Origin of the sequence: Mesorhizobium sp. M0496 (genome assembly GCF_040321205.1) — a bacterium.
Lineage (GTDB): Bacteria > Pseudomonadota > Alphaproteobacteria > Rhizobiales > Rhizobiaceae > Mesorhizobium.
In genome coordinates, this window is record NZ_JAMYRC010000087.1 from 1 (window position 1) to 8,454 (window position 8,454).

Here is an 8,454-nt window from a genome sequence, read left to right on the forward strand (position 1 = left end):
TTTCGTCTGTCGTGGAGGCGGTTCAATGCGCTGTGACGCTCCAACTTGCGCTGGCTGACAGGTATGCGAATTCGCCACATGATAGACGTGTTGAGGTGCGCATTGGCGTTAATCTGGGTGAGGTCATAGTCGAGGGTGACGACAGGTTCGGCGACGGCGTGAATATTGCAGCACGACTTGAATCTCTGGCGGAGCCAGGGGGAGTATCCGTATCGGCAAGCGTTTACGAACAGGTAAGGCGCAAACTTGATATCCTCTTCGACGACTTGGGCACGCGAAGCCTTAAGAACATCGGCGAGCCGCTGCAGGTTTACCGCGCCGTAATACAACGGCCGGCAGGTGGCCGGGCGGCTAAGGCGGTTGGAAATTTGCGCCTGCCGGCAAAGCCCTCGATCGCCGTACTGCCCTTCACCAACATGGGCGGCGACGCGGAGGACATGTTCGTCGACGGACTGAGCGAAGACATTATCACCGATCTCTCCAGGAACGTCTCACTGTTCGTCATCGCCCGCCATTCGACCTTTGCGTATAAGGGCAAAGCGCTGGACATCCGCCACATCGCCCGAGATCTGGGCGTGCGCTATGTATTGGAAGGCAGCGCGCGCCGCGCGGCTGGCCGGGTGCGCATAAACGTCCAGTTGATCGATGCTGCCGGCGGCGATCATCTGTGGGCAGATCGCTTCGACCGAGACTTGGAAGATGTCTTTGCTGTGCAAGACGAGGTCACCGCGCGGGTGGTCCAGGCCCTGGTCGGTAGGCTCACTGCGACGCCCCCGGCTCGGAATAGGCCAAACAGCTTGGAAGCGTACGACCGCGTGGTCCGCGCAAGAGCTTTAATTTCTTCGTTTGCTGGCACCCCCGACGCAGTGCGAGAATCGGAAGTCCTGACGCGTCAAGCGATCGCCATCGACCCTAAGTATGCCGAGGCCTATCGCTGGCTAGCCTTCAGCCTCTGGTCGCTCTGGAACTTTTCAATTGAGCCTGCGCAAGTCATGAAGCCACAGTCGGTTGCAATGGCGGAGAAGGCGGTCGAGCTCGATCCGAACGACGCAGGTAACCAGTGGGTGTTGGCATATCTTCTTGCCTACGAACGACGGTGGGATGAATCGGATGCTCATTTTGAGGCGGCGCTAAATTTGGACCCAAACGATGCCGACACCCTTGCCATGCGGGCCGATTTGCTAGCGCTGAACGGCAATTATGAAGATACGCTGGACTTCATCCAGCGCGCGCTTCGGCTCAACCCGCAGCCAGCTGGCTGGTACTATTGGGTAGAAGGAATCGCCCACTACGTAGGCAAGCGTTACGACGCAGCCATCGAAGTATTGATGAAGAAAGAAACCTATCGCAGCGCTTCGCGACGCGTGCTCGCCGCCAGCCTTGCGCAGCTGGGCAGGACTGCAGAAGCACGGCAAGAAGCCGCATTGTTTATGGCCACGAGCCCAACCTTCACCATCAGTGCGTGGACAAACGCGCAACCTTCCCGAGACAAGGCGACGATAGATCACTTCGCCGACGGCTATCGCAAAGCTGGCCTGCCCGAGTAGCGGTCTACACTAGCTAATGGCAGCAAACGCCTTTCGCGCTCGCAAAGCTGCCAGTCAGGACGCGGCCCCGTTTCGGACACTCGTGACCGCCGTCATAAGAAAGCGCCCATTACCGAGGAGCCTCCGAGGGAGACCGACTTTTCCCCAGCCTTTCGCCAGCGAGGGATTCTTTGCTAATCGGGCATTTGAGGCCTATATTCATTCATCGGCCGCCAGCACTTCGGATGCAGCCGACAGTAAGAGAGTACGTGCTCTTGCCCGTCAGGGAGAGAGCCATGCCGCAATCCCTTCTTCGCAACCATGTATTGAAAACCCTCTCCTCGGAGGATTTCGCGCTATTGCAGCCGTCAATGCATCACGTCGAACTGGACATCAAAGCCCGTCTGGAAGACCCATATCAGCCGATCGAACGAGTGTATTTCCCAGAGATGGGCATCGCGTCGGTGGTCGCTACGATGACCGGTGGGCGGCAAAGCGAAGTCGGCATCGTCGGCCATGACGGCATGACAGGGGTTGCGGTCATTCTCGGCCAAGACAGGTCTCCCAATGAAACCTATATCCAGGTCGCCGGCAATGGCTGGATCCTCTCGGTTGAAGCTCTTCGCTCTGCGATTGCGGCAAGCCAATCCCTTCGCGAGTCACTGCTTCGCTATGCCCACGCGTTCCTCGTCCAGTCGTCCCGGACGGCACTGGTCAACGGCCATTCGAAAATCGAGGAGCGGTTGGCCCGCTGGCTGCTGATGGTCCAAGATCGCGCCGAAGGAAATAAGATCTATCTGACGCATGAATTTCTGGCGACCATGCTTGGTGCCCGGCGCCCCGGCGTTACCATCGCCCTGCAAATGCTTGAATATCGGGGGCTGGTTCACGCCAAGCGAGGCGAGATCATGATTGTCGACCGCGCCGGAATGATACAACTCACACATGGCGCTTACGGCGAGGAGGAGCAAAGTCACTTCGGCCTTGCCTCCGCCTGATTGTCCTGAATCAGACAAACCCTTGCAGGCAGCCGAATTCGTGCCGTAAATCGTGTCGAGGGTTTTAGGGAGGCATTCTCGATGACCAGCACTTTTCACACAGTCACGGTTGAAAAGGCGGCAGAAGCCTATGTCCGTTCCAGAGGCAAGGCCCAGTTCCTGTCCATCGCACAGGCGATCCGCGCTATCAGAACACTCATGCCGGCTTGCAGGGCTACCGACCACGAGTTGGAGGAGTTGCTGGCAGCGGCATCCATCATTCACGGTGTGCCCGTCGCTTTCGATGCAAAAACAGCCGATAGCGTAGAACCATGGCTCCATTCGTAGGCCATATGCTTGCGCTCGCGCAGATGCCGAGCCTATCGGACGTTCGCCAGGCGATTGTCCGCTACCTGATCGACAATGTCGGCAGGCCGTGCATTTCGATATCCGAGGTTAGCCACGCTATAGGGGAACATTTCCGCTTTGCGAACTCACGGATTGGGAACTTGGCGATCTCATTGCGCGAAGCGCGATCGACGCGGGATTTGCGATTGAATTCGACGCCGCAGGTCCCTAGGACGCCTGTCGAGGCTCAATAGCGGAACAGCGGCTTTAGCCATATGGCTTCCAATCACGGACGGTCAGGTTGCTGCCAATCGGAGACCTCAGCCAACCGTGAATGTTTCGCTTCGCCGACGGCCAGAAGCGGTCGGCCTCCTGCACCCCCATGTCGGCCGTGAATCAGACTCCAGCTGCTTCGCGAAAGCGGACTGTAGGGGTCCAACTGGTGGAGCAGGACCAGCCGATCGGTGGTCCAAGATCCGACAGCCAGTCATGCTTGGCCAAGCCTCGCAGAACTGTCATTACATTGTCATTGTCCCGTCTCTGTGAAGGCTTCTTCGAGACGTCGGTGAGAACCGGGCGCGTCATGCTTGTCCGATGGCCGCTGCCAACCCGACTCCTCAACCAGGTGGCCGAAAGTCAGCCCAGGAAACTCTGCAGCCGTCTTTCTAAATTCATCCCTACGCCTCAGTCGTTTGCCCGCGCGGATCGAACATCTGGTCCCGGTAAAAGTTCCCGAACCATTTTAGAGAACCTATTTGAATCGCCTTCTGAGGCGTCAAAACGGGGCTTGTGCGCAGCAAGGCGACGGACTATTGCCGAACTGCGGTTACATCTCGTTTGAGCCGATTATGCCAGCCTCGCCTTCAGAGAGATTGGTTAGCGACGGCGCTCCAGAGGTAAAGACAACACCGGCTGCTTCCAATGCTTGTCGGATGCGAGTGAGGCTGCCCGGACCCGGAATTCTGTGGCCGTTCTCAAACTCTCGGATCGTGTCCTCGCTAACATTGGACCTGGCGCCAAGTCGAACGCGGGACCAGTTTAAGAGTGCTCGTGCTGCTCGCGACTGCTGTGCCGTCAGATTTTGCAAACGACATCTCCACTCCACGGAGGCTCCTGCAGAACAGCGGACTGGACGGAAGGTTCCGACAGCTTTTCATCAATTGCTAATGGAACGGAAACGGCTTCTTGCTATTGGAATAAAATCCGAGTTTTGCGTAGAGTTCTGACATAACGGGGGGCCGCGTTGCGGCGCATCGAGTGACCCGTTCCACCGTTTCGACGATCGCCTTCGCGATTGCCAGTTGCTTTCCGTCCTGGCGTTCTCTTTCATCGTTATGTTGCCAGCGGCCATGAGCAGCTTCAAGGATCGTAGAATCTCGTCGCGCATAAATACTGGTCACCGTGCGCTCGGTGACCGAAACAAAACCGGTGCGACGCTCGGCTATCGGCCCGACCAAGGCGGGGTGGTCGTTGGGCAGGTTGTTGATGACAGTAGAATTGACCTCCCGGCCGACACGATTGAACTGCAGCTGGCCGTCGATGTCGTGGCCGAGGATGTCTTTCAAACTATCCTTGGGCGTCTCGGAGTCGAGCCAAGCGTCGCAGTAAGCCTGATCGAGGATAACCGGCTGCCGATCGTGCAGCTGGTGATATCGAGGTTGGAGTTATAGGCCATAGGCCAGCAGATGAGAACGGAGCGTGTTTTGGCTGGTAGACGTGCCAAGGGTCCTTCTTGCCGTCGGCTGGAGAGATGGTCCATTCGTAGAAGCCGTCGGCCGGGATCAGGCAGCGCTTCGATTTGAACGCATCACGAAAGGCGGCGCCGCGTCGATGCCTTCGATCCTTGCATTGAACATGGCCGCTTTGGGTATCTGCTCGAATTGCAGGGCTGCGTGACGCGATCGCAGGGGTCTTCTTCACACCTGCATCCTGACTACGAGGGTCAGCAACGGTTAGCGTAGCTGCGACTGGAAGCCGACATTCGATCGCTGAAAGTAACGAGAAGGGCGCGGACCGCGCCCTTTAGTTGATCAGCTCAACGTTGCCCTACCAGCCTTGTCGAGCATACCAGTCGTCGACGTCTCGACGTACGCGATCCTTCTCAATGCCGTAGCGCTCCTGGATTTTGCCTTCGAGTTGATCGCGCTTGCCGGCGATACGGTCGAGATCATCATCAGTGAGCTTGCCCCACTGTTCCTTGACCTTACCTTTGACCTGCTTCCAGTTTCCTTCAACCCGGTTCCAGTCCATGGTGGCGACCTCCTTCGTTTCTCCCGTGGAAAAACGGTCGTATGGCCGTTGAGTTCCGCTCCACCAGAAACAAGCCGAGACGCTGGTCGGCGCCCGTTCGGGGCATAGGACCTAAGTCCATCGTAAAAACGCAATGGTCCTACCCACAACGTTGCAGGGAACATGCCTAGTCCAAGGTTGTTGTTCTCCGGAAAAATTTGGAGAAATCAGACAGATAGGAGTTTTAGTCAAGCGCGCTGGGTTGCTCGCAACCGGTCGGCAAAGCGTTCGCTGGCTTCTCCCCGTTAGGCGTGCGAAGCCTCCGTCTTGCAGATGCAGTATGAGGCGATGCTGAGTTCAGCGCCAGAGACAGGTTCGTAGAGGCAGGCTTGCAATGGCGGGATTGGAATGAACCACTTCCTTTTCCTCGCGGCCGACTTTCTCTCCCGGCCGCCGGGTTTCTATGTGATGCTCATAGCCATGGTGCTTTGCACCGCGCTTGTACCTTTCGGCCTGACAAACGTGGTTACCTACGCCCTTTCGGTTGCGGCCATAGTAATCACCGGGGTTGTGCTCATACAAGGCTATCGCGACACCGCTGCGATACACGCCAAACTCGATGAGATCATCGTTGCACTTGAGGAAACCAGAAATGATGTTGTTGGGTTGGAGCACGCCGATCCGCAGGAGATCAGGGAAAAGCTTGTGGAGCTCGAAGAGGAAGCGGCCCAAACGTTACCATAGATGGAAATGATGGCCGCGACGTTGGGCGGGAGCTTAGGTGGCCGCCGGCCGTGATCGCGGAGACATGTCGCGCGGCGCCAGCCGAGAGCGGCTGTCGAAGCGCGTCCAGGAACACGCCGGGCAGGGGCCTCAGCGGCCGTCGACGCATTGGGTCAAGCCTGTCTGATCCGGCGTGTGAAGAATTTGCACGGCGAGATTTGCGCCAATGCCTCGCTGCAGGACTGGACAGTGGAGAGATTCGCAGCCGGGACGAGGGTGGATGGTTTCAGCGCGCCTTTCGCGACTGGTGATTGGCAACAGGTGGCAACTGGGCCGCGCCTTGTTCAAGGAAAGCCGCGGGTTATTACCGAGGCTTGCGATTGGTACGCAACCGTACATGGCATTGAATCCACGATCTGACGGATTACAATCCCAGTGTCACCGGACAAGGCCAGTGGGCATTGGTGATTGAGAGCTGGTTGCGCTCCCGCCCTTAGATGGGAGGTTTGCATCATGGACCAGGATCTTGAAGTTTGCCGCGTGTCGGCGCTCGAGAGCGACATTCTGCGAAGCGCTTTCCATAAAGCGATCATCGAAGAGAATATCCCTGAAGCTCGATGGCAGGAATTTGCTTCGCTAATGATCCGTGATTTCACGGGCGTGGCGATGGTCGATCCCGACTTGCTGGATTGGATTGTGAGGAAGTAGGCGGCAACTGAAAGAAATACAGTTGCCGGAAGGGCCATTGCGAGACAGGGCAAGCTTGCCACTCCTGGCGGCGATCCAAACGCCGCGCTGTGTCGGTGGGATGGGCAAGGTCTGCACGTTCTAATCGACGCAAATATGGTGATACCCCCTGGTAGAACATTAGTAATCTCTAAAGATTGTTGCTTGGCGGTAGAGTGATGCCCTCCATCACCCCTGCCGAAGATCGGGGCAACAACCCTGATCGGCCCGCGCTCTCCGCCAGAGGCGCGGGCTTTTAGCGACCCAACGGGAAGAGATGACAGATAGGCCGGTAACCGCCTACAGCGGGATCCTTTTTCGAAAAGCCTCGCTGGCGCACGACTATCCGTGGCGGCTGGTGGGGGGTGGATTGGTGGATCATTTCTCGATGAGCACGCGCGGGATGAACTTCCTCGACAAAAATGGATGGCCGAGGACTTGCCGGGCAATGCCACGGAAAACCCAGTCTACATTAGCGACCTTGCCGACCAGGCTATGCAGGCCGCGCAGAAGGAAGGCATCGGCGCCGAAGAGATTTCAGAGGAAGTCGGCAGCGTCTTCGAAGTGACATTCGATGCCATGCAGCACCGCGACGAAAACACCGCGCAGTGAACCACACTTTACATCCGCCGGCTGCAAAGGACGCATGAACTGCTGCTGAAGTCGGCCCGAAATCACCGGCGAGTAGCGCCCTTCATTACGGGATCGGGCCCGTAAGCGCGTAGGTTGCCTAAGTGCGCGCAGCGCCGAAGGTGCTTGAAAGAAGTCATCAGTAGCAAGACGTTGGCACCCGCACGGATCGTGGTCCAATGGCCGCAAGGTTCAGCTTGTGCGAATTGTGTTCGCCCTGCCGATCAATCTTCGTCAACCGCGATCTGGCCTCGACCACGCGCCGTTGCGCGGCCCGTATCCTGCTGCAGAGCGCGATATTGATGCCGACGCCGCAGTCCTCATCCAGCATCTCGTTCGCCCTTTCGAGGGCAAGCTCCTCTCGGCTAAGCCGCTGTCGGGCACGCGCCAGTTCCATATCCAAAAGTTCCATTGTTCCGCGTCCATTGCGGTCCCTTCGATTGGTAAACCGCTTGTGATCGGCTTTGGTTCCCTCCCTGTTCGTGAGGGCCCTGACGGCCCTGGCCCCACATCCAATCGTCGGCGCTGTCGCAAAATCTCGACGATACCTTATCGAGCAGCCATTATCCGAAGTGCAACCCTTGGCGCACCTGATCGTGCGCGCCTGATATCGGCCGAAGCGCGGTTGGGCGTTCAGCGCAGTCTGCCGTTCCAAAGGCTCGGCGACGCCAGCAATGTACTAATGACAAAACGAAAGCGAGCGCGGTATCTACCGCGCGCGACGTCGCTTTCTACGCTCTCTACCGCGGGCATTTCGACGAGCAAGTCTAAGTTCAGCAAGGGTTGGTCTCCACCAGCCTCTGCAGCGTTCGGTCGGCCCGGCGGCTGAGCGAGCAGGCCATGTGCTCACAAGTTCGGCCAGGGTTGCCGAACGCCACTTGCCCCAAACGAAGTCACCGCTCGCAGGCATCGCATGGGGATAGAAGGTGGCTGCGTCTGATAGCTCAACGAGTTCACCGGAAATTTCAGTGAAGACGACTATCCCGTACTGCACGGTTGCGACAGCACGGCCCAAGGTTGGTAGATCCTGAACCGGCAACGGATAGCGATGGCGCCGGCGTTCACCGGCCCGCTGTTGTGCGGCTCTATGGGTTTCCGTGTTTCTGGTGGCCGCAAGTCGCCGTTTCCTTTCCTCCGGTTCGGCGTGCTGCGCAGCCCGTTCGATGTTTGGCCATCGACGCCGGAGCGCTTCATAGGAGCGGAATGGAACGATCGTGTCCCATGAGGTGGTGTAGCTCGGCGGTAGCGAAGCTGCTCGCGAGCGCGCCGTTGGTAGCGCTGTAGCGAGCGAGCGG

11 protein-coding genes are annotated in these 8,454 nt (G+C 58.1%); 6 read left to right on the forward strand and 5 right to left on the reverse strand.

Annotated elements, in window-relative coordinates:
* The 3 genes from NKI73_RS33170 to NKI73_RS33180 all read left to right on the forward strand — a co-directional run.
* The coding region (locus tag NKI73_RS33170; protein ID WP_352636233.1) for an adenylate/guanylate cyclase domain-containing protein at positions 1 to 1,547 on the forward strand (1,547 nt) is incomplete at its 5' end.
* A gap of 275 nt (positions 1,548 to 1,822) precedes the next feature.
* Positions 1,823 to 2,524, forward strand: a complete 702-nt coding sequence (locus NKI73_RS33175) for a Crp/Fnr family transcriptional regulator (protein WP_352636235.1) — start codon at positions 1,823 to 1,825, stop codon at positions 2,522 to 2,524.
* A gap of 81 nt (positions 2,525 to 2,605) precedes the next feature.
* Positions 2,606 to 2,851 carry a hypothetical protein gene (locus tag NKI73_RS33180; protein WP_352636236.1) on the forward strand — a complete coding sequence of 82 codons (246 nt, stop codon included), beginning with the start codon at positions 2,606 to 2,608 and terminating at the stop codon, positions 2,849 to 2,851.
* 826 nt (positions 2,852 to 3,677) lie between these two features.
* On the opposite strand, the gene NKI73_RS33185 is transcribed toward NKI73_RS33180, so the two are convergent.
* The 4 genes from NKI73_RS33185 to NKI73_RS33200 form a co-directional block, all read right to left on the reverse strand.
* A complete protein-coding gene (locus NKI73_RS33185) occupies positions 3,678 to 3,956 on the reverse strand; it encodes a helix-turn-helix domain-containing protein (RefSeq protein WP_352636237.1) in 279 nt (92 codons plus the stop codon).
* A 58-nt stretch (positions 3,957 to 4,014) separates the two neighbouring features.
* On the reverse strand, positions 4,015 to 4,494 hold the full coding sequence (locus tag NKI73_RS33190; RefSeq protein ID WP_352636248.1) for an SOS response-associated peptidase family protein: 480 nt from the start codon (positions 4,492 to 4,494) through the stop codon (positions 4,015 to 4,017).
* Complete coding sequence (locus tag NKI73_RS33195) at positions 4,418 to 4,771, reverse strand: SOS response-associated peptidase family protein (RefSeq protein WP_352636238.1); 354 nt, start codon at positions 4,769 to 4,771, stop codon at positions 4,418 to 4,420. Before NKI73_RS33195 ends, NKI73_RS33190 begins: the two co-directional genes overlap by 77 nt.
* A 126-nt stretch (positions 4,772 to 4,897) precedes the next feature.
* Positions 4,898 to 5,101 carry a CsbD family protein gene (locus tag NKI73_RS33200; RefSeq protein WP_352636240.1) on the reverse strand — a complete coding sequence of 68 codons (204 nt, stop codon included), beginning with the start codon at positions 5,099 to 5,101 and terminating at the stop codon, positions 4,898 to 4,900.
* A gap of 387 nt (positions 5,102 to 5,488) precedes the next feature.
* Between NKI73_RS33200 and NKI73_RS33205 the strand changes: the two genes are divergently transcribed.
* The 3 genes from NKI73_RS33205 (at position 5,489) to NKI73_RS33215 (ending at position 7,141) form a co-directional block, all read left to right on the forward strand.
* A complete protein-coding gene (locus NKI73_RS33205; protein WP_352636242.1) occupies positions 5,489 to 5,824 on the forward strand; it encodes a low affinity iron permease family protein in 336 nt (111 codons plus the stop codon).
* Between the two features lie 492 nt (positions 5,825 to 6,316).
* Positions 6,317 to 6,511: a hypothetical protein gene (locus NKI73_RS33210; protein ID WP_352636243.1), complete on the forward strand. Its 195-nt coding sequence runs from the start codon at positions 6,317 to 6,319 to the stop codon at positions 6,509 to 6,511.
* Between the two features lie 444 nt (positions 6,512 to 6,955).
* A complete protein-coding gene (locus NKI73_RS33215) occupies positions 6,956 to 7,141 on the forward strand; it encodes a hypothetical protein (RefSeq protein WP_352636244.1) in 186 nt (61 codons plus the stop codon).
* A 157-nt stretch (positions 7,142 to 7,298) separates the two neighbouring features.
* Here the strand turns inward: NKI73_RS33215 and NKI73_RS33220 are convergent, their stop codons facing one another.
* The gene (locus NKI73_RS33220) at positions 7,299 to 7,571 is read right to left on the reverse strand and encodes a hypothetical protein (RefSeq protein WP_352636246.1); all 273 of its coding nucleotides are present in this window, start codon (positions 7,569 to 7,571) and stop codon (positions 7,299 to 7,301) included.
* Between the last annotated feature and the right edge of the window lie 883 nt (positions 7,572 to 8,454).